Raw genomic sequence first — 19,094 nt, 5'->3', positions numbered from 1 at the left:
AACCTTGCCGGATGGGAAGTAGCGCTCGTGACCACATTCTGCAGAAGAGGCGTCCTCGCGACCGTCACGGTGCTGGTCTGCACCACGGGCCTGGCCGCGTGCGGCGGCTCGGGGCTGTCCGCGGCGTCGGAGAAGGCCGCGAAGCAAACGTCGACGACCGACCTGGCCGCCCTCGTCAAGAGCGCCAAGTCCGAGGGAACCCTCACCATCTACACCGCTCTCCAGACGGACCAGATGAAGGGCTGGACGGCCGCTTTCACCAAGAAGTACGGCGTCAAGGTCAAGATCCTGCGCCTGTCGAGTGCGACGCTCGGCACGACGTTCCAGACCCAGCAGCAGGCTGGCCGGAACAAGGCCGATCTACTGGAGACGAGCAACTTCTCCCAGTTGCAGGGTTTCGAGCAGAAGAAGTGGATCGCCAAGTACACGCCGCAGGCCGCCGACCTCTATCCGAGCGACCGCGTCGTCGCCGGTTACATGTATCCGCTCCTCCAGTCCACCGGCGGCATCGCCTGGAACACCAAGGTCACTCCGGCCTCGGTTCAGAAGAAGCTCGCCGCCGATCCGTGGAACGGGCTCCTCGACCCGTCGCTCAAGGGCAAGATCGTGCTGATCTCCCCTTCCAACGGCGGCTCCGGGATGGCGTACTACGCCAACCTGGTCTACAACCTCGGCGATACGTACGGCTGGTCGTACCTGAAGAAGCTCGCCCAGCAGAAGCCCGCCATCACCGACAGCGTCGCCTCCATCTCCCAGCAGATCTCGGCCGGCACCTACTACGCGACCGACTTCGGTGAGGAGTCCATCTTCGGTGCCGCAGCGGTCCAGGGCGCCCCTGTCCAGTTCTCGTCGCTGCCCCGGATGAACGCGACACAGTTCATGCAGGCGATACCGAGCTCCGCGCCCCATCCCGCCGCCGCCCGGCTGTGGAGCGAATGGACGGCGACACTCGCCGGACAGGAAGCCATGACGAAGTCCGCCGGCGGCGAGTCCTCGGCCAAGGGCTGGACGGACAACACCAGCTATGCCGACAAGTTCTCCTGGTACAAGCCGGTGGCCCAGCCCTGGGTCGACTGGCGCACCGACCCGCGGCTCCAGGGCGACAACCTGCAGAAGTTCCTCGCCAAGTGGAACTCTGTCTTCGGGGTGCGGTCATGACCTCCGTGACGGACTTCGCCGGCCCGACCACGTCGACGCAGGACGACCACGCGCCTCCGGCGAGCAACCGGCGGGCCGGCCTCGCCCTCCTTCCGGTGACATGGGCCGTGCTCGCGGTACTCATCCTGGCCCCGGTCGTCTACGTCCTGGTGGCCTCGGTGCTCTCCGAGCCCACGGACCTCGGGTCGGGATTCGACTTCTCAGCGGTCCACGAGGTCTTCGCCACCGCGCACATGCTGAAACTGCTCGGCGAGACGATCGTGTTCGCGCTCGTGGTCGCGGCGTTGACGACAGTGATCGGCACCGCGCTCGCCTGGTCCACGACAAGGCTGCAGATGCGGGGGAGCCGCCTGCGTGAAGTGCTGTGCCTCGGGTCGCTGTTCGTCGCCCCCTTCGTCACCGCGGTGGCATGGATCTGGCTCGCGACCCCGCAGACCGGCGTCATCAACCGCTACCTGCACGACGCCCACATCCCGGGCTGGCTCCAGCTGAACATCCTCACCGCCGGTGGCATGGTCTTCGTGCTCGTCACGCACTACGTGCCCTACTCGTACCTGTTCATCTCGGCGGCGATGCGCGGACTGGACCCCACCTTGGAGGAGGCGTCGCTGGTCAACGGCCGGAACATCTTCTCCACGACCCTGCGCATCTCGATCCCGATCCTCCGCCCCTCGATCTTGTCCTCCGCGCTCTTCGTCGCGATCCTCTCGATGGGCGAGTTCACCGTACCGAGCATCCTCGGGCAGGGCGGGGCCTTCCAGCCGTTGTCCGTCGACGTCTACAAGGCTCTCTATGGCGACGTGCAGAACATCCCCCTCGGCGCCGCGATCAGCGCTGAACTGCTGATTACCTGTCTCGTCGGCCTGTACCTATACCAGCGAACCATTCGCAGCAGTGCCCGGTACGTGTCTGTCAGCGGCCGCGGACACCGGAACAGCCGGATCAGCGTCAACCGCAAAACGGCCGCCGCCGTGTGGGTCCTGACCATCGGCTACGGCCTGGTGGCCTTCGTGGTGCCGTTCGCGGCCCTGGTGCTCATGTCGCTCTCGAAGTACCTCGCGCCGTCGATCGGGGACATGCACCTCTCGTTCGCCAACCTGTGGAACACCATCGACACGACCGAGGTCCGTACGGCGACGATCCACTCGGTGATGCTGGCGGTAGTGGTGCCGATCATCTGCATCGTGATCGGCCTCGCGATCGTCTATCTCTCCGACCGGCTGCGCATGCCGACCAGCGGCGCGATGGTGTACATCGCCACGGCTCCACTCGCGCTTCCCGGCCTCGTCATGGGCATGGGCATCCTGCTGCTGTTCATCCGGACACCCCTCTATCTGACGCTGCCGGTTATCGGCATCGGGCTTGTCTCGATCTCGGTGACCCACGCGGTGCGGCTCATCTCCAACGGGTTCCATCAGATCGACCCGACGCTGGAGGAGGCATCGCTCGTGTGCGGCGCCTCACGTCTGAGGACGGTGTGGTCGGTGCTGCTGCCGCTGATCCGGCCGTCGGTCTTCTCGGCGTTCACCCTGATCTTCGTACTGGCCCTGCGTGAGCTCAACGTCCCCGTGGTCCTGTACTCACCCGACTCCACCGTGCTCTCGGTCGTCGCCTGGAACTACTCCGAGAGCGCGCTGACCAAGGCAGCCTCCGTCGGCGTTCTGCAAGTCGTCGTCATGTTCGTCGGAATGGGCCTCCTGCGGCTCGTCCTCAATCCCGACAGGAAAAAGGACTCATGAAGCCTCAGCTCCTGGAGCCGGCCACCCCGACGCGTCCGGTGATCCTCGACGTCAACGGGCTCATCGCCGAACACGGCACCAACCGTGTGGTCAACGGGGTCTCCTTCCAGATCGAGGAGGGCGAGTTCGTGACCCTGCTCGGCCCCAGCGGCTGCGGCAAGACCACGACACTGCGCTGCGTCGCGGGCCTGCACCGGGCCACCGGCGGCTCGATCTCGATCGACAACCGTCTCGTGGCCGACGAGCGCACCCACGTACGGCCCGAGCACCGCTCCCTCAACATGGTGTTCCAGTCGTACGCCCTGTGGCCCCACATGACGGTCTCGCAGAACATCGCCTACGGTCTGAAGGCGCAGAAGGTGAACAAGGCGGAGATTGGCCCCCGCGTCGAGGAAGTCCTGGACCTCGTCGGACTCGGCGGCTACGGCAAACGCTCGGCCAGCCAGCTCAGCGGCGGCCAGCAGCAGCGCGTCGTGCTCGCCCGCGGCCTGGCCACGCGCCCGCGTCTGCTCCTGCTCGACGAGCCGCTGAGCAACCTGGACTCCGAACTGCGCGGCCGGATGCGCACCGAGATCCACACGCTGCAGCGCGGCCTCGGCCTGACGACCCTGTACGTCACCCACGACCGTACCGAGGCGCTCGCCCTGTCGGACCGGGTGATCGTGCTGCGAGAAGGAGTCGTACAGCAGGTGGGTCCCCCCGGCACTCTCTACGACGCACCGGTCAACCGCTTCGTCGCCGAAGCGCTCGGCCCCGTGAACGTGTTGCGAGCCGTCGTGACCGAAGCCGGCGCTTCTGCTGCCGCCCAGCTCACCGGCGTCGAGGGAGCACCCACGATCCCCATCGCGGCGGGTGTGCACGACGTGGTGGCCGGGGCGGAGATCGAGGTCCTGCTCCGGCCGGAGGCGCTGACCCTGGCTCCGGCCGGGCTGCCCGGCACCGACGAGTTCCCCGCGACCGTCAAGATCGTGGAATTCCTCGGCAACCGCACCGAGGTGACCTGCACAGCGGGCGGCAGCGACTTCAAGATCGACCTGGACGGCCGTGCCGCCGGCATCGAGCCGGGCGACATGGTCAACGTCTCTCTGCGCAAAGAGCGCGCTGCGTCCGCTCCCAGCTGGCAGCCGGTCGGCTGACACCGTCCCCTACCAGGGCCGAGAACAGAAGGACGACATGGACCACCAGCTCAAGGGAAAGACCGCGATCGTCACGGGCGCGAGCGCCGGAATCGGCCGCGCGATCGCCACACTCCTCGCCGGCGAGGGCGTGCGGCTCGCGCTCGTCGCCCGGCGCCGCGAGTCACTCGATTTCCTCGCCGACGGACTGGCGCCGCTCAGCGGCGACCGACCGGTGATCATCACCCAGGACGTCCTGGAGGACGACGCCGCCGAGCGCATCGCCGAACAGGCCCAACACGGCCTGGGGAGGGTCGACGTACTCGTGAACAGTGCCGGCGGCCACGCACCGAGCGGCACACACGCCGCCGAGGAGCACTGGGACATCGCCATGCGGCTCAACTTCACCCAGCAGCGCCGGCTCACCGCACAACTGGTGCCGGCCATGGTCGCGCAGGGCTGGGGGCGCGTCGTGAACATCACCGGCAAGTCCGAGCCAACCCGGATGAGTCCCGAGTTCTCCGCGAAGGCCGCGATCCACGCCTGGTCGAAGGGGCTCTCCCGCGACGTAGCCCCCCACGGGGTCACCGTGAACTGCATCGCGCCGGGCCGCATCCTCACTGAGCAGATGTCCCGTAACTACAGCGCCGAGGAACGCGCCCAGCACGCGCGGGAGATCCCCGTCGGCCGCTACGGCAGGCCGGAGGAGCTCGCGGCGCTGGCCGTCTTCCTCTGCTCGCCGCTCGCGTCGTACATCACCGGCACGTTGATCGCCTGCGACGGCGGCCTGCGTCGCTACCAGTTCTGACCCGGCCCGACCGCCCGTATCCCCGGCCAAGAAAAAGAAGGTGCACACCGTGCCGACCCATGCCCAGTCCGTCTCCCGCGTCGTCGCCGAACACGGCTGCACGCACCTGTTCACCCTCATGGGTGACGGAAACATGCACCTCGTACTCGCCTTGGCCGACGCGGGTGTCGAGATCGTCGAGGTACGCCACGAAAGTGCCGCGGTCGCGATGGCCGAGGGGTATGGCTGGTCGTCGGGGCGGGTGGGTATCTGCTCGGTGACCCACGGCCCCGGCCTGAGCCACACGGCCACGTCGCTGCTGGTCGCCGGACGCAACCGTTCGCCGCTCGTCCTGCTCGCGGGAGAAACCCCGGTCGGCTACACGGGTGCGCAGTTGTTCGACCAGCGTCACCTGGTCGAGGCGTGCGAGGCTGTCTACCGGCCGGTGACGGCGCACGACGACGCCGGCGCCGTCGTGGCGGCGGCGATCGCCGAGGCCGCCCGGGACCGACGGCCGGTCGTCGTCGGCATCCCCGCCGACCTGATCGACGCCTCCGTCGAGGCGACCCACGCCGTGGCAGCCGAGCCCTCACCCGTCATGCTGGATGACGAGGTCAATGCCGCCGCCGCGGCACAACTCGTGGAAGAGCTGCGAGGCGCGAAGCGACCCGTGCTGGTCGCCGGGCGGGGTGTGATGGCGAGCGGCTCGGCCGCACTCGTCCGCGAACTCGCCGAGCTGACTGGTGCGGGGCTGTCCACGACCCTGCCGGCCAAGGGCATGTTCGACGGCCATCCCCTCGACCTCGGGATCGCCGGCGGCCTGTCCCATCCGGACGCCGAGCCGGTCTTCCGCGACGCCGACCTCGTCGTCGCCCTCGGCGCCGGCGCCGGCGCGAGCACCACCCGGTCCGGGCAGCTCTTTCCCGACGCCCGACTGGTGAGGCTCGATACGGTCCTCGACCGCGACCAGGCCGCCGGCGGCGACGACGTGCGCCTGCGGGGCGAGGCGCACGCGACGCTCACCCGAGTCGTCGATACCTTCCGCTCCCAGGAGCCGACCGAGCCGTGGTTCCACCCCGCACGCCCGCTGCCGGACTGCTGGAGCGCCGAACTGGCTGACTATCAGCCGGAGTTGGTGCCGGGAACGGTCGATCCGCGGTATGCCGTACTCGCCCTCGACCAGGCGCTACCCGAGGACGCCGTGATCGTGGTGAGCAACGGGCACTGCTCGGGCTTCGCGTCGGCCCTGCTGAGGACAGCGGCCCCGCGCAGCTTCCACCTTGCCCAGGGCTTCGGTTCGATCGGTCAGGGCCTCACCACCGCCGTCGGCGTGGCGCTCGGCGCGCCCGACCGGCACGTCGTGGTGATCGAGGGCGACGCCGGATTCATGATGCACGCCCAGGACCTCGACACCGCCGTGCGAGCCGACGCGCGCGTCACCGCCTTCGTCCTCAACGACGAAGCCCTGGGCACCGAATACCACCGACTCAAGGCCGGCCCGGACACCGGCGCGCTCGCCGTCGTACCGACTCCCCGGATCGCCGACGTCGCCACGGCGATGGGTGCCCTGGGCCGACAGGTGAGCGACCTTGACGAACTCGGCGACGCGGCCCGTGACGCGCTCGCGGCCCCGACCGCCGTCGTCGAGATCCGTACCTCGCGCACCGTGGAGAGCCGACACCTGCGCTGGCGCCGCATCCCGGTGCCGGCCGGCGCCGGCCACCGGGCAACCGCTCATGAAGGAGACGCGCATGCCCGCTGACCGGACGACCTGGTCCACGGCCGACCTCTGTGACGAGCACGAGGGATCGATCAGCGCCTGTGAAAACCAGTTCACGCTGTACGGCGGACTGCGCGCATTCCGCGGCAGCATCGTGACGGTGCAGTGCGACGACGACAACGTCCTTGTCCGTCACGCGTTGTCCGAGCCCGGCGATGCCCGCGTGCTCGTCGTCGACGGCGGCGGCTCCTTGCGGTGTGCCCTCATGGGCGACCAGATGGCCGAGCTGGCGGTAGAAAACGGCTGGGCCGGCGCCATCGTGAACGGCGCGGTCCGCGACGTCCTCGCACTGGGCCAACTCCCCTTCGGAATCGCCGCTCTGGGCTCCAACCCGCTCAAGAGCGGTAAGCGGGGCACTGGCCGACGCGACATCGAAGTGACGTTCGGCGGAGTCACATTCCGCCCCGGCGACACCGTGTACGTCGACGACGACGGCCTCGTCGTCCTCCCCTGAACCGCACACGGCCGAACGGCGCCATGTCAGTCACGGGAGACAGGACATTCAGGGCCGCAACTCGCTCCAGACAGCGCCCGGATTTCCCGCCGGGCCTCATGAGAAGGGGTTCGTTCCATGAGTCGCGCGAAAGAAACCACCAGCAGCCTTCCCTCACCCGAGAGATCTCGACGTCCGGCAGTCACCGTCTTCGCGCTCATGCTGGCAGTCGCCGGAATGCTCAGCATGGGCGTCAGCAGCGCAACAGCAGATACCCCGGCCCCGGGCTCCGGTGCGGGAGGCCGGATCGTCCACACCATGAACGGCACCGTCGCAGGAACCACGACCGACAGCTACCGCTCCTTCGAGGACATTCCCTTCGCCAAGGCCCCTGTCGGCCCTTTGCGCTGGAAGCCGCCCCAGCCGGCCGCCTCCTGGTCGGGCGTCAGGGACGCCACCGCGCCCGGGCCCGCATGCACGCAGACCGGAGGAAGCGGCACGAGCTCCAGCGAGGACTGCCTCAACCTCAACGTGTGGACGCCGGCCGACGCGCATCCGGGGTCCAAGCTGCCCGTCGCGGTATGGATCTACGGTGGCGCCTACCGCAGCGGCTCCAGCAGCAGCTATCAGCCCGTCTCCATGGTGGACCAGGGCGACATGCTCGTCGTCACCATCAACTACCGCCTCGGCGCCATGGGCTTCCTGACCCTTCCCCAACTGGACAAGGACAACGGAGCCCCCTCGGGTGACTACGGTCTGCTCGACCAGATCCAGGCCCTCCACTGGGTCAGGCAAAACGTCGCCCAGTTCGGCGGTGACCCGAGCCGGGTGATGATCGCGGGCCAGTCCGCCGGCGGCGAGTCGGTCTGCACGCTCCTGGCCTCCCCGAAAGCCGCAGGGCTGTTCAGCCGCGCCGTCGTCGAGAGCGGCCTCACCTGCATCGAGGCCGACCGCAAGGACGCTCAGCGGAACGATGCCGCATTCGTCACCGATGCCGGCTGCGACAGCTCCGCAGCGGCCGCGGCCGTGATGGCGTGTCTGCGGCACAAGTCGCCCGCCGAAATTCTCGCGGCGCAGACGGCGGCCGGACAGATCTGGTACCCGACCACACAAGTACCCGCACTGCCCGAGCAGGCCCCGGTCGCCTTCGCGACGGCTGCTTTCAACCACGTGCCCGTACTGATCGGCACCACTGGTGACGAGGGAGCATCGTTCATCTACTCCGCCACGGACGCCGTCGGCAAACCAGTGACCGCCGCCACCTACCGGAGCGACATCCAGGCGTCGTTCGGCGCGACCGCCCCGCAGGTGCTGGATCACTATCCGCTGGGCGACTACAGCGTGCCCGGCGCTGCCGAAGCCCAGATCAAGACCGACGTCGCGTTCACGTGCCCCATGCTCTCCAACGCCGCGTCGCTCACCGCGGCCGTCCCGACGTATGTGTACGAATTCCGTGACACCACGGCCGCGGGCAACATCGACGGCGGTCCGGAACACGCGGCCGAACTGCCGTACCTGTGGGGGACGAAGGACTCCGCCACGCTGACCGACGAACAGCGACAGCTGTCCCACGCCATGATCGCCTACTGGGCCGCGTTCGCCCGGACAGGAACACTCGCCGCCCACGGACTGCCGCCCGTCCCGCACTACGCACCCGCCACACCGCATGAGATCGCGTTCAACAGCGACGGTCCGGCCCTGGTCTCCGACACGGCCAGGAACCATCAGTGCGGGTACTGGGACAGCTACTTCACCGACGGATTCCCCTTCCACTTCTCCCCGGGCAGTCCCCTGACATTCCCGTCGAACGATCAACTGCCGCCGCGGCAGAGCAGGTAATCGCGCCAACCGGCTGCGCCCGCGGTCGTACGGCACCGAATACACCCGCACCGTCATCTCCTGACCACGAAGGGTGAGGTCATGTCCTCCACTGCCACCATCGGGCTCCCATGCATGCTGATGCGCGGCGGCACCTCCAAAGGCGCCTACTTCCTGGCCGGTGACCTGCCGGCCGACCCCCGCGAGCGCGACCAGCTGCTTCTGCGGGTCATGGGCACGCCTGACCCCCGGCAGATCGACGGCCTCGGCGGCGCCCACCCGCTCGCCAGCAAGGTCGCCGTCGTCTCCCGCTCCGCCGCGCCCGACGCCGACATCGACTACCTGTTCCTCCAGGTGGGCGTGGAGGCGCCCACCGTCTCCGACCGCCAGAACTGCGGAAACCTCCTGGCCGGGGTGGGGCCCTTCGCGGTGGAGCGGGGCCTGGTCCCGGCGGGCGACGTGCGCACCCGGGTACGGATTCGGATGGTCAACTCCGGCAGCCTGGCCACCACCACCTTCCCCACCCCCGGTGGCGTCATCGACTACAGCGGGGAGACCGCCGTCAGCGGTGTCCCCGGCACAGCGGCTCCCGTGGTGCTGGACTTCGCCGACACCGAAGGCGCCGTGTGCGGCAGCCTGCTGCCCACCGGCAACGTCCGGGACGAAATCGACGGCATCGCCGTGACCTGCATCGACAACGGGATGCCCGTGGTCGTCGTCGCCGCCGGCGACCTGGGCGTCTCCGGCTACGAGACGCCCGCCGAACTCGCCGCCGACGCCGTCCTGCGCGAGCGCGTCCAGTCGCTGCGGCTCGCGGCCGGCAAGCTCATGGTCCTCGGCGACGTCCGGGACGCCTCCGTCCCCAAGACCACCCTGGTCGCACCACCGCGCGAGGGCGGCGCCATCAGCACCCGTACCTTCATCCCGCTGCGTCCGCACGACTCCATCGGCGTGCTCGGCGCAGTCACCGTGGCGACCGCGGTGCTGCTGGAGGGCACCGTAGGACATGACCTCGCCCGGCTCCCCGCACCTGGCGCCGCCATGGGCATCGAGCACCCCACCGGCCGGCTCGACGTCGGCATCGACCTCGACACCGCCACCGCGCCCCCACGGGTCCACCGTTCCAGCCTGGTGCGTACCGCGCGCAAGCTCTTCGACGGGACCGTCTTCCCCCGTACGTACTGAAACGGCCTACCGAATCGAGGCGTCACCGGCGAAGGCCGTCGGAGAGCCCGGACCTCTTCACGCCTCCACGGGCAGAACGTTCGCCACCAGTTCCGCCCGGCCATGCGCAGCCATGTGCGCTCCGTCGCCGAAGCGCTTCTCGACGGCGGGCGGAACGTCGTTCGAGTTCACAGTGGAAATCGAGGCAGTCAATGGAAATCACGCGTCGTCGTTTCCTCTCCACAGCAAGTGCCATAGCCATGGGAACAGCAGGGGCTGTCGCCGCGAGCGGCTGCGGGGCCCAAGAAAAGTCCGCTACGGCCGCACCCGAACCCGAATTGAAGCTCACGGTCGCGGCCAGGTCTCCCTGGATGGCCAACCAGGTGGCACTGACCAGTGCGAACGACCTTTTTCTCGGGCTGCCGCGCTTCCCTGGCCACGAGACGACCCCCTCGGTTGCCCGCAGGAATCCCGACGGAAGCGTCGTAGCATTCCCAGGAAACTCCTGGAACGAGTGGAAGCCGGGAGACGACGGCAAGAACGCATTCGTCTATGTCAACTCCCTGCATATTTTCGCGGACGACACCGTTTGGTGCGTCGACCAAGGCGGTCTGCGCCCTGATGCGTCGCCAAAGGAACTCTCCACCCCGAAGCCCGGCGCCCAGAAGATCGTCCAGTTCGATCCGCACAGCGGGAAAGTTCTCGATGTGCTCCGGTTCGGCGAAGACACCCTCCCTACTGGCGCACAGATGAACGACCTTCGGATCCACGGCTCCACTGTCTACCTGACGGATTCCGGGCTCGGTGGCCTTATCGTCCACGACCTGTCGACAGGGAAGACCATGCGTCGCCTTTCCGGGTACAAGGAGATGCTGGGGGTGGTTGCGCCGACAGCGACAGCGACCGCAACAGGAAAGAGCAAGAGCAAACACCGGACGCCCAAGAGCGACATGATCGAGATCACCCAGGACGGCAAGTGGCTCTACTGGGCAGCACCTACCGGGCCGTTCTATCGAGTCGCCACCGACCTCCTGCGCGACGCGAGAGTGTCTGACGCGCAACTTGCCACGCATATCGAGCACGTGGCCGATATACCCCTGACGGGCGGTTGCGCCATGGACACGCACGGAAATCTCTACCTGTCGGACCTCGACAACAAGCGCATCCTGCTCATGCCACCGTCGGGCAAGAAGACTGTTCTGGCCGCCAACCCCGAACTTGTCAGCCCGGACGGCTCGTTCATCGGAGCCGATCGTCGGCTGTACGTCCCCGCGCCGCAGTCAGAAAGAACAGAGCTGTTCGGCAACCCGAAAGACCTGACCAAGAAGCCGTTCCTCATCCTCTCCCTGGAGTTGCCGAAGAAATTCGACGGCACAGAGCTGGGAAACGCCGTCACAGGCCAGTCCGTCTGATGAAACGGACCGCAGCCGGCGAGTTCGTCCCGCACCCCGGAGCGGTTCAGGCCGAGTTCGCCGTGGCTGTGGAGATCGGCTGCGACGAGTCCGCCGAACACGCCACGAGGTGAAGGTACGCCGCACCCCATCCGCCGACTCGTTCGAAGGATGCCCCACCGGTTGCCCGCAGCCGCACTGCCGGGACCCGAGCCGGCCGATGCCGTACACCCTCCGCCGCACAAGGAGTCTCAGATGCCCAAGACGCCCCGCAGAAGCACACTGGCCCTGGCGATCGCCGGAACGCTGGCGACAGCGGCCTTCGCCCCCGCATCGTCGACGGCGCAGACGAAACCGGCCGCCCCGTCCCGGTCGGCCGCGCTGGGACCGACCGTCGCCCACACCGGAACGGGACCCACAGGCTACGAGGTCACCTTCCGGATCAAGGACGCCGCGGCTACGTCGATGCGGATCAAGGGCGCCTGGTCGTTCGCGTCGACGACCACCTCCAGCACGGACCCGACCAACGCCTCGCCCATCCCGGCGTCGCAGTGGAAGCCCGGCGATTTCGCGCTCCAGTCGCCGGACATGCCCAGTGAGAACTGGCCGGTCGCCGACATGACCAAGGACGCCAGGACCGGGACCTGGTCGTACACCGTCCCGCTGCCCTCTGGCACCTTCGACTACCAGTTCTACGCCGACTGCACGGCGACCGCACCAGCGCTGACCGGTTGTACCGCGACTACTGACCCGGCGCTCCCGGCGTGGAGCACCACCGGCTCGCCCGCGGCGTTCAGCCAGGTGTACGTGCCGTCCGACGCCAAGTTCGGCACCACCGACTACTCCTGGCAGACCGACGCCCCGGGAGGCGAGCGCGGCAGGATCACGGACGTCACGTACCCCACCGCGAACACCGCCACCGGCACGCACCCCTTGGCCGTCTACACCCCGCCCGGCTACGACGCGCACCGCTCCACCCCGTACCCGGTGTTCGTCCTCAGCCACGGCGGCGGGGAGAACGAAGCCGCCTGGCCGACCCGCGGCCGCCTCGCCCAGATCGTCGACAACCTCATCGCCGAGCACAGGATGCAGCCCGCGGTCGTCGTCATGCCCGACGGATCAGGACTCACCAAGGGCAGCGTCTACACGCAGGAGGTCACCGACAACGTGCTTCCCTACGTCGCGACGAACTACGACGTGAGCACCAGCGCCAACGACCGTGCCTTCGCCGGCACCTCCGCCTACGGCACCCAGGCCAACAACTTCCTCTTCGGCGACACCACCGAGTTCGGATATGTCGGCGCGTGGTCGCCGGCCTCCGGCGCCCCGGCCGTGACCGTCACCGGCACGGGCAACACCCCGATCGACCCCGCCTACACCAACCCACGGCTCAAGCAGGTGCTCGGCATCCACCTGGCCATCGGCCAGGAGGACCTCGGCGGCAACGCCCCGACGATGACCGCCACTACCGAGCGCGAGGGCATGATCAACGCCGGTGTCCCCTTCACCTACTACTCTGTCGGCGGCGGACACACCTGGACCTTCTGGCAGTCCGCCCTCCACGACTTCCTGACCCGGGTCGGCTTCCGGACCACGGCCACGAGTGCCGTCGCGACCGCCAAGAGCGTGACCGCGACCGTGACCGCCTCGACGGTCGAGCCGGCCACACCGACCGGCACCGTCCAGTTCAAGGCCGACGGACAGAACCTCGGCAAGCCGGTCGCCCTGAAGGGCGGCAAGGCCACGCTCGCCACGGGGACGGCCGCCGGAGCCACCGTGACCGCTGTCTACAGCGGCAACACCTTCTACAATGCCAGCACCAGCCTCGCTGCCACCGCCGGCAACCCCACGAAGTAGTCCCACGGAGTACCGGCTTGGGTCCGTGAGACTGACGGTGGTCCTGCCCTCTTTGAACACGGGTCTGCGGATCTTGGGTGAGCCCGTCGCTTCGGGATCGGGGTGAATCCTCCGGTCCCGGGGGCGCGTTGGACGATTTCCATGTCACGCCGAGGGCGGCGGCGTGCTCCGCGAGATGCTTGCGGTAGCCGCCGTCGACCCAGGCCTTGCGGACCGAGGCATGGGTGGTGGCGACAGTGCGGCGAAGGCGAGGCCGTGCATGAGCCCGAATCCGGCGGCGATCCATGTCTCGCCGCCGGGGACGAGGGGCCGGACGGCATGGATGCCGGAGACCAGGATGGACAGAGCGATCAGGGTTTCCACCACGCGGGTGGGAGCGCTGATGTAGCCGAGGGCGACCAGGGCGAGGGTGATGGAGTGCCCGACGGCGAAGGCGGTGACCACGTGCACGACGCGCCATGAGTTGCGGCGCAGGTCGTCGGCGCGGATCCATCGCCCGCGGCGGGCGAGGAGCGGTGCGGGGAGGAGGAGCATGAGGAGGAACAGCAGGTGGTCGGCGCCTGAGGCGATGTGCCGGATGCCCAGATGTACGGCGGCGGTGAAGCCGTGCTCGGTGGAGGCGCCGGCGGCCGGTATCGCGAGGGTGTGCTGCTGCCAGTCGAGGACGCCCACGGTGGTGTAGCTGTCGGAGCCGTCCGGGCGCAGCGAGACGAGGATCTGGTGGGACAGCAGGTGGTGCATGATCGCGTCGTAGGTGAGACGGAAGTCGTGGACCGTGCCGGTCGGCGGTCGCAGAGTCAGGTCGAAGACCAGGTGGTCGACGCCGTCGATCTTCTCGACGCGGCCGCCGCTGACGGTGGTGGTCCATCGGGTGCCGTCGGGGTCGGCCGCGGAGGTGTGGCCGGGCACGTAGCGGCGCAGTTCTTCGAGCTTGGCGACTGGAGGACGCTCTTCGCGGTGAGGGGCTGGTCGAGGGCGATGGCGAGCCGGTCGACGGGGAGTTCCACGTGGCCGGTCACCTGGTTCGGTGTTTCGTCGAGCAGGATCGCGGTGGTACGGGAGCGTAAATCTAACGGCGGATCCGACGATCATGGGAGAGACGTCAAGTGACTGACACCGCCGTGGAGTTGGAGACCGTGGAGCCTGTCGAGAGTGTCCAGCCTGGGCAGCCTGTGCCTGTGTCCGATGAGCAGCTGGTCGCGATGCTGGTGGAGCGGGCCCGGTCGGAGGGGCTGCAGTTGACCGGGCAGGGCGGGCTACATCATCACTGTCAGCTGCCGAACCCCGGACGTCAATGGCGCCCCGCCAGCGATCCGGTGCAGGTGGAGGACCACAGCTTCTACTTCATCGGCCCCGACGTCGAGGTGGCGATACCCTTCGGCATCTACGATCTGGCCCGCGACCGCGGCTGGGTGAACGTCGGTACCGATCACGACACCTCTGTATTCGCCGTCGAGTCGATCCGCCGCTGGTGGCAGGCCCGTGGCCGGGTGGACCACCGGGATGCCGACAGGTTGCTGATCACCGCGGACTGCGGAGGGTCCAACAGCTACCGCTACCGGCTGTGGAAAGCCGAACTCGCCGCTTTCGCCGCCGAGATGGGTCTCACGGTGAGCGTCTGCCGCTTTCCGCCGGGCACTTCGAAATGGAACAAGATCGAGCACCGGCTGTTCTCCCACATCACTATGAACTGGCGTGGCAGGCCCCTGACCAGCCATGAAGTCGTGGTCAACAGCATTGCCGCGACCCGCACGCGTACGGGCCTTCGCGTTCACGCCGAGCTGGACGACGGGACCTACCCGGTGGGGATCTCCGTCAGCCGCGAGCATCTGCGCTCCCTGCCGATCACACCCCATGACCGGCACGGATCCTGGAACTACACGATCGCCCCAGCCAGCACCACCGGCGACTGTGTGATCAACACCAGCGATCGCGACCGCACCAGGTCGCAGGTCCTGGCGATGCTCGCCAGCCCGCCCCTGAGCGGCATGACCCCACTCCAACTGGACGCACTGTGCGCCCAGTTGGCCCCCGCGCAGGCCGCCCGGGCCGAACAACGCAAGTTCCAGCAGCGCGGCGGCCGGCGCCTGCAGGCCCCCGGAGCGCACGGCAAACCCCTGCTCTCGAACGACGACCGCATCCCTGTCACGGTGATCTATCTGCGCCGCGTCTGCTCCCAGAAGGTCCTGGTCGACCTGCTTGCCATCAACCCGGTCACGATCGGCAAGGCCATCGGAGAGACGGACACCCTCATGGACACGCAGAAGATCACCGTCTCCCAGACCGTGCACTACTTCTCCTGCGCCCAGGAGTTGCGCGACTGGGCGCAGGAGGGCGTGACCACCAGCCGAATGGATCTCTCCCTGACCCTGTCCCACCCCGCGCTCACCGGCATGTCCCGTCCGGACTTCCAGGCGCTGATCGACCGGATCACCGTGCCCTACCAGGCTGCGCTCGAACAACGCCGCCATCACCAGCGCAGCGGCGCCCGGCGTCCGGGAACCCGTGGCGGCGTCGTCCGTCAAGCCTGCGGCGTCCTTCAGCCTGCGGCTTCCAGCACGATGTTGATGAGGTTGTAGACGGTGGCGGTGCTGATCACTTCCTGGCGCGTGCCGGATTTCCGCTGGAACAAGTGTGGCAGCGGCGGTCCGGTGACGCGTTCGCTCGGGTCGTAGCGGGCGACCAGGGGCACCTTGCTGCCGTTGTCCTTCCGCAGCCGGGTGATCACGGTGGCCAGGACGCTGGCGAGTTCGGGGCTGACCAGCAAGAGCCGTTCTTCGTTGGTCTTCGACGGCACGATCTGAAGTAGTGGGACGACTTCGTCGGTGTCCGGCAACTGGTAGGAGACCAGCGCGAGGTGGGTGATCTCCAGCAGTTCCTCCAGACGGACTCCGGTGTGCCGGAGGGTCTCCACTATCACCCAGGCCCAGAAGGCCTCATCCTCACGTCGGGTGAGGTTGATCGTCGTTCCGGTGTCCAGGTTCTCGACCTCGACGGAGAAGTGCCCCTGGCTGGCTTGGCCTCTGCCGACGCTCTTGAACGCGGTGCGGCGATAGCGCGTCCTGGCGTGGTCGAAGACCTCGCCGGGCTCGTGCTCGGCGGCGGTAGCCATCAGCATGGCGATCTGGGAGTGGCACCGCTCGGCGGTATCCGCCAGGGCGGGCAGGTGGGGAAGCCGCTGACGTATTCGCTGGTGCATAGCGGCCTGGGCCTTCCGGCGGGCCTTGGCCTGGCCGGTGGTGTCGCTGGCGCGGACTGGACTGGGGACGGCCCAGGGCACCCAGCTCGGATCTTCGAGCGCCCACTGCTGGATGTCGAGGTAGAGGGCGCGGACCGCCATCAGCACGTGGTGGACGCCTTGCCGGGGGCGGACTTCGCCGTCGGCGCCCGTCACGTTGCGGATGCGTTCTTTCCATGCCTGCGCGACTTCGTCGGGGAGATGAAGGGTGTCGAGGCCCGGGTGGTGCTGTTCGATGTCGGCCCAGAACCGTCCGACCAGGACGCCGACGAGGTTGCGGAAAGAGCCATAGTCGACGGCGGGGCGACGTTCGTCGAGGTAGCGGATCAGCACGTCTCGGATTGGGCGACTGGCCAGGTGGTAGCTGTCCACGAGCTCGGCCGCGGGCCTAGTCCCTCGACGCAGCGCGACGCTTCGCAGCGTTGAACCTGGCGGCATCAGCCCGATGTCTCCCAGCAGGTCCCAGGCGGAGTGCAGACCGTTGAAGGTCTTGGTCTGCGGGCGCAGTCTCAGACTCCAGACGTGCAATTCGAGCAGGTCTTCCGGGGTGAGTTGGTCGACGTCCTTCCCGGTGTGCAGCACGATCTTGCTGAGCGCACCCAGGGCTTCCCCACGTTGGCGTCCGCTCAGGCCGCGGTCGAGTGCGGCCTGCTCGAGCCGGGCGAATGCGTCCGGGTTGAGGACCTGCCGGACCCGCTCTTGCATCCGGCTGGAGTTGTAGCTGGTCAGGAAGCCGTAGCCGGGCAAGATGACGCGGCAGAGCAGCAGGCTGACCAGGCCCCGCAGATTCTCCTCGCGTTTGGTCGATGCCGACCGGAGGTCCCCGGACGCGAGATGGTCCACCCAGGTCGTGCCAGTGTCGGTGGCGGCGAGCCATCGTTCCTGCCAGCCCGTGCCCGGATGGGCTTCGAGCCAGGCCAGGATGTTCTTCGCGCCACGCAAGGCTCCGCTGCGGCGGTCCGGTCGTCCGTCCGACCAGTCGGGCAGCTGCGGCAGCAAGGCCAGGATCTCGTCTGCGGAGGCGGTGTCGACGGGGCCCACCCGGTGCTGGTCGACCAGGTGGTGGTAGTCGTCGAGCCGGCGGCGGCCGTGACGGCGACGGGCGGCGAGCTGGGCCAGGGTGATCGTCATTGTGTCGGCCCTCCGAACAGCACCGACAGGTCCGCGTCGTCGTATCCCACCGCCACCTGCGGGGGTGGCGTCTGGGCTCTCTCCTCGCGTTCGGCCAGGTACTCGGCGACGCGGCGGATGACCTCGTCCTCGTCTTCGATGAGGTAGAAGTCTGCGGTCGTGCCCAGGTGGGCGTGTCCAAGGATGACCTGGACGTCCCGGAGCGAGAGCCGCTTGTCGCGGGCCATGCGCAGAGCGCAGGTGTGTCGCAGATCGTGCATGGAGTAGTTGGTGCCGAGCACCGAGTTGGCGCGGCGGAACACGCCGCGAAGCGCGTCGTACTCCAGCTGGTGACGGCGAAGACCGTCGCCACGGTCGCGGCGACGCAGGGTCCACCAGATCGGCTCGGTGGGGTCGAGCTGGTCGATCTCGGCGAGGTAGAGGCGCAGCCAGACAAAGGCGTCCGGGCTGGTGGGCAGCCACTGTTCGGCGTCGGTGCCCTTGCGGACGACGCGTACCGCCTGCTCGCCCCAGTCGATGTCGACCCCGCGGAGTCCGAGGAGTTCGGAGGCGCGGGCGGCGTTGCTGATGCCCATGGCGAGGATGGCCCGGTCCCGGTTCCACCGCATCGGGCCGAACAGGTCGTTCCAGCGCTCGTCGGTCAGGGCCCGCGGTCTGCGTTTGGGGAGCTTGGGGTTGTAGCGCAGCCGTCCCTCGGCCCGGTAGGGCTCCGTCGGGTTGTGGTGCGCGTTCGGTCGGCGCCCCCGCATCCGCTCCAGTGGAACGGGGTTGACCAAGGGGCCTTCACCGACCTCGATCCAGAACTCGTAGAAGGCTCGGAGCACCGCGTTGCTGTGCCGGATCGTCGTCGGCTCGTACTGATCCCCCAAGTGCCGCTTCCGGGTGATGGGGTTGACCGTGCCCGCCGTGGTCGCCGACGACCAACGCAGCAGATCGTAGGCGTAACTCCGGACGCTGCCCGGACGGTTCCCCTGAGCGAGGAAGTCCCGAAGGTATCGCCGGATCGGCTCTACCGGCCGTCCCTCGGGGTCGACGACCAGCCACGGCACGACCCCGTCAACAGCAACAACCCGCCCCCAGCCGGGTATCTGGATCTTCTCGACATTCCGCTCGACCTGGTCTAGCGATCTCACACAGCCTCCCTGATTGCTGCGTGAGATCTATCGGTCAAGCAATCGCCACCAGAGCAACAGGATCGGCGTGTCGCCCGGTAATCCGGTCAACAGGTGAGTTCCTGGACCTGGTCGGCGCCTGCCACCGGTTCGTGTCTGCCTGTGGGAAGACGGTTCCCCAGCTGCGCGACCGGCACCTCTCGGACGACGAGCGGGCCGTCCTGGCGTAGAACGTAGCCCGTTGCCGGGCCGTTCTGGACTGGGTCGAGACCGCTGCCGAGACCGGCGAGGTCGACATGGACGAGGAACTCGCCCGCATCCTGCGGGGCGAGTAACCGTGGCCAAGCGCTCCCCAGCAGCGGAGCGCCACG

General features: G+C 68.2%; 13 protein-coding genes and 2 pseudogenes. 12 read left to right on the top strand and 3 right to left on the bottom strand.

The features are described 5' to 3' along the window. Nucleotides 1–27: 27 nt before the first annotated feature. From OG504_RS01050 to OG504_RS01005, 10 genes are all read left to right on the top strand, one after another. Nucleotides 28–1,158 carry an ABC transporter substrate-binding protein gene (locus OG504_RS01050; RefSeq protein WP_405987925.1) on the top strand — a complete coding sequence of 377 codons (1,131 nt, stop codon included), beginning with the start codon at nt 28–30 and terminating at the stop codon, nt 1,156–1,158. Further along, nucleotides 1,155–2,897: an ABC transporter permease gene (locus OG504_RS01045; RefSeq protein ID WP_405987924.1), complete on the top strand. Its 1,743-nt coding sequence runs from the start codon at nt 1,155–1,157 to the stop codon at nt 2,895–2,897. The genes OG504_RS01050 and OG504_RS01045 overlap by 4 nt, the downstream gene beginning before the upstream one ends. Further along, nucleotides 2,894–4,033, top strand: coding sequence for an ABC transporter ATP-binding protein (locus OG504_RS01040; protein WP_405987923.1), 1,140 nt, complete (start codon nt 2,894–2,896; stop codon nt 4,031–4,033). The genes OG504_RS01045 and OG504_RS01040 overlap by 4 nt, the downstream gene beginning before the upstream one ends. Before the next feature lie 37 nt (nt 4,034–4,070). Then, the gene (locus OG504_RS01035) at nt 4,071–4,820 is read left to right on the top strand and encodes an SDR family NAD(P)-dependent oxidoreductase (protein WP_405987922.1); all 750 of its coding nucleotides are present in this window, start codon (nt 4,071–4,073) and stop codon (nt 4,818–4,820) included. Nucleotides 4,821–4,869: 49 nt separating this feature from the next. Further along, nucleotides 4,870–6,561, top strand: a complete 1,692-nt coding sequence (locus tag OG504_RS01030) for a thiamine pyrophosphate-binding protein (protein ID WP_405987921.1) — start codon at nt 4,870–4,872, stop codon at nt 6,559–6,561. Next, nucleotides 6,551–7,033: a ribonuclease E activity regulator RraA gene (gene rraA / locus OG504_RS01025; protein WP_405987920.1), complete on the top strand. Its 483-nt coding sequence runs from the start codon at nt 6,551–6,553 to the stop codon at nt 7,031–7,033. Before OG504_RS01030 ends, rraA begins: the two co-directional genes overlap by 11 nt. 117 nt (nt 7,034–7,150) lie before the next feature. Further along, entirely contained in the window at nt 7,151–8,851 is a 1,701-nt protein-coding gene (locus OG504_RS01020) for a carboxylesterase/lipase family protein (protein WP_405987919.1), read from the top strand. Between the two features lie 81 nt (nt 8,852–8,932). Then, nucleotides 8,933–10,015 carry a 4-oxalomesaconate tautomerase gene (locus OG504_RS01015; RefSeq protein ID WP_405987918.1) on the top strand — a complete coding sequence of 361 codons (1,083 nt, stop codon included), beginning with the start codon at nt 8,933–8,935 and terminating at the stop codon, nt 10,013–10,015. A gap of 350 nt (nt 10,016–10,365) precedes the next feature. Continuing rightward, nucleotides 10,366–11,406, top strand: coding sequence for an SMP-30/gluconolactonase/LRE family protein (locus tag OG504_RS01010; RefSeq protein ID WP_405987917.1), 1,041 nt, complete (start codon nt 10,366–10,368; stop codon nt 11,404–11,406). A gap of 234 nt (nt 11,407–11,640) precedes the next feature. After that, nucleotides 11,641–13,242, top strand: a complete 1,602-nt coding sequence (locus OG504_RS01005) for an alpha/beta hydrolase-fold protein (RefSeq protein WP_405987916.1) — start codon at nt 11,641–11,643, stop codon at nt 13,240–13,242. Between the two features lie 144 nt (nt 13,243–13,386). On the opposite strand, the gene OG504_RS01000 is transcribed toward OG504_RS01005, so the two are convergent. Next, nucleotides 13,387–14,151 (bottom strand): HupE/UreJ family protein, encoded by a 765-nt coding sequence (locus tag OG504_RS01000; protein ID WP_405987915.1) that lies wholly within the window; start codon nt 14,149–14,151, stop codon nt 13,387–13,389. A 362-nt stretch (nt 14,152–14,513) separates the two neighbouring features. Between OG504_RS01000 and OG504_RS00995 the strand changes: the two are divergent. Beyond that, nucleotides 14,514–15,767 (top strand): annotated as a pseudogene (locus OG504_RS00995) (ISAzo13 family transposase); the annotation flags it as partial. Nucleotides 15,768–15,781: 14 nt separating this feature from the next. Here OG504_RS00995 and OG504_RS00990 read toward each other — a convergent pair. Beyond that, nucleotides 15,782–17,611 carry a site-specific integrase gene (locus OG504_RS00990; RefSeq protein WP_405987914.1) on the bottom strand — a complete coding sequence of 610 codons (1,830 nt, stop codon included), beginning with the start codon at nt 17,609–17,611 and terminating at the stop codon, nt 15,782–15,784. Next, nucleotides 17,608–18,744: a tyrosine-type recombinase/integrase gene (locus OG504_RS00985; RefSeq protein WP_405987913.1), complete on the bottom strand. Its 1,137-nt coding sequence runs from the start codon at nt 18,742–18,744 to the stop codon at nt 17,608–17,610. The genes OG504_RS00990 and OG504_RS00985 overlap by 4 nt, the downstream gene beginning before the upstream one ends. Nucleotides 18,745–18,764: 20 nt before the next feature. Between OG504_RS00985 and OG504_RS00980 the strand changes: the two are divergent. Then, nucleotides 18,765–19,058 (top strand): annotated as a pseudogene (locus tag OG504_RS00980) (DUF6192 family protein). Nucleotides 19,059–19,094 lie beyond the last annotated feature (36 nt).

Origin of the sequence: Streptomyces sp. NBC_00986 (assembly GCF_045162565.1) — a bacterium.
Classification (GTDB): Bacteria; Actinomycetota; Actinomycetes; order Streptomycetales; family Streptomycetaceae; genus Streptomyces.
This window is presented reverse-complemented; position numbering and strand designations above follow the sequence as displayed.

Excerpts from the sequence above, each read along its gene's own strand:
- OG504_RS01045 (WP_405987924.1), top strand. The coding sequence starts at position 1,155 with ATGACCTCCGTGACGGACTTCGCCGGCCCGACCACGTCGACGCAGGAC.
- OG504_RS01040 (WP_405987923.1), top strand. The coding sequence starts at position 2,894 with ATGAAGCCTCAGCTCCTGGAGCCGGCCACCCCGACGCGTCCGGTGATC.
- OG504_RS01035 (WP_405987922.1), top strand. The coding sequence starts at position 4,071 with ATGGACCACCAGCTCAAGGGAAAGACCGCGATCGTCACGGGCGCGAGC.
- rraA (WP_405987920.1), top strand. The coding sequence starts at position 6,551 with ATGCCCGCTGACCGGACGACCTGGTCCACGGCCGACCTCTGTGACGAG.
- OG504_RS01020 (WP_405987919.1), top strand. The coding sequence starts at position 7,151 with ATGAGTCGCGCGAAAGAAACCACCAGCAGCCTTCCCTCACCCGAGAGA.
- OG504_RS01015 (WP_405987918.1), top strand. The coding sequence starts at position 8,933 with ATGTCCTCCACTGCCACCATCGGGCTCCCATGCATGCTGATGCGCGGC.
- OG504_RS01010 (WP_405987917.1), top strand. The coding sequence starts at position 10,366 with ATGGCCAACCAGGTGGCACTGACCAGTGCGAACGACCTTTTTCTCGGG.
- OG504_RS01005 (WP_405987916.1), top strand. The coding sequence starts at position 11,641 with ATGCCCAAGACGCCCCGCAGAAGCACACTGGCCCTGGCGATCGCCGGA.
- OG504_RS00990 (WP_405987914.1), bottom strand. The coding sequence starts at position 17,611 with ATGACGATCACCCTGGCCCAGCTCGCCGCCCGTCGCCGTCACGGCCGC.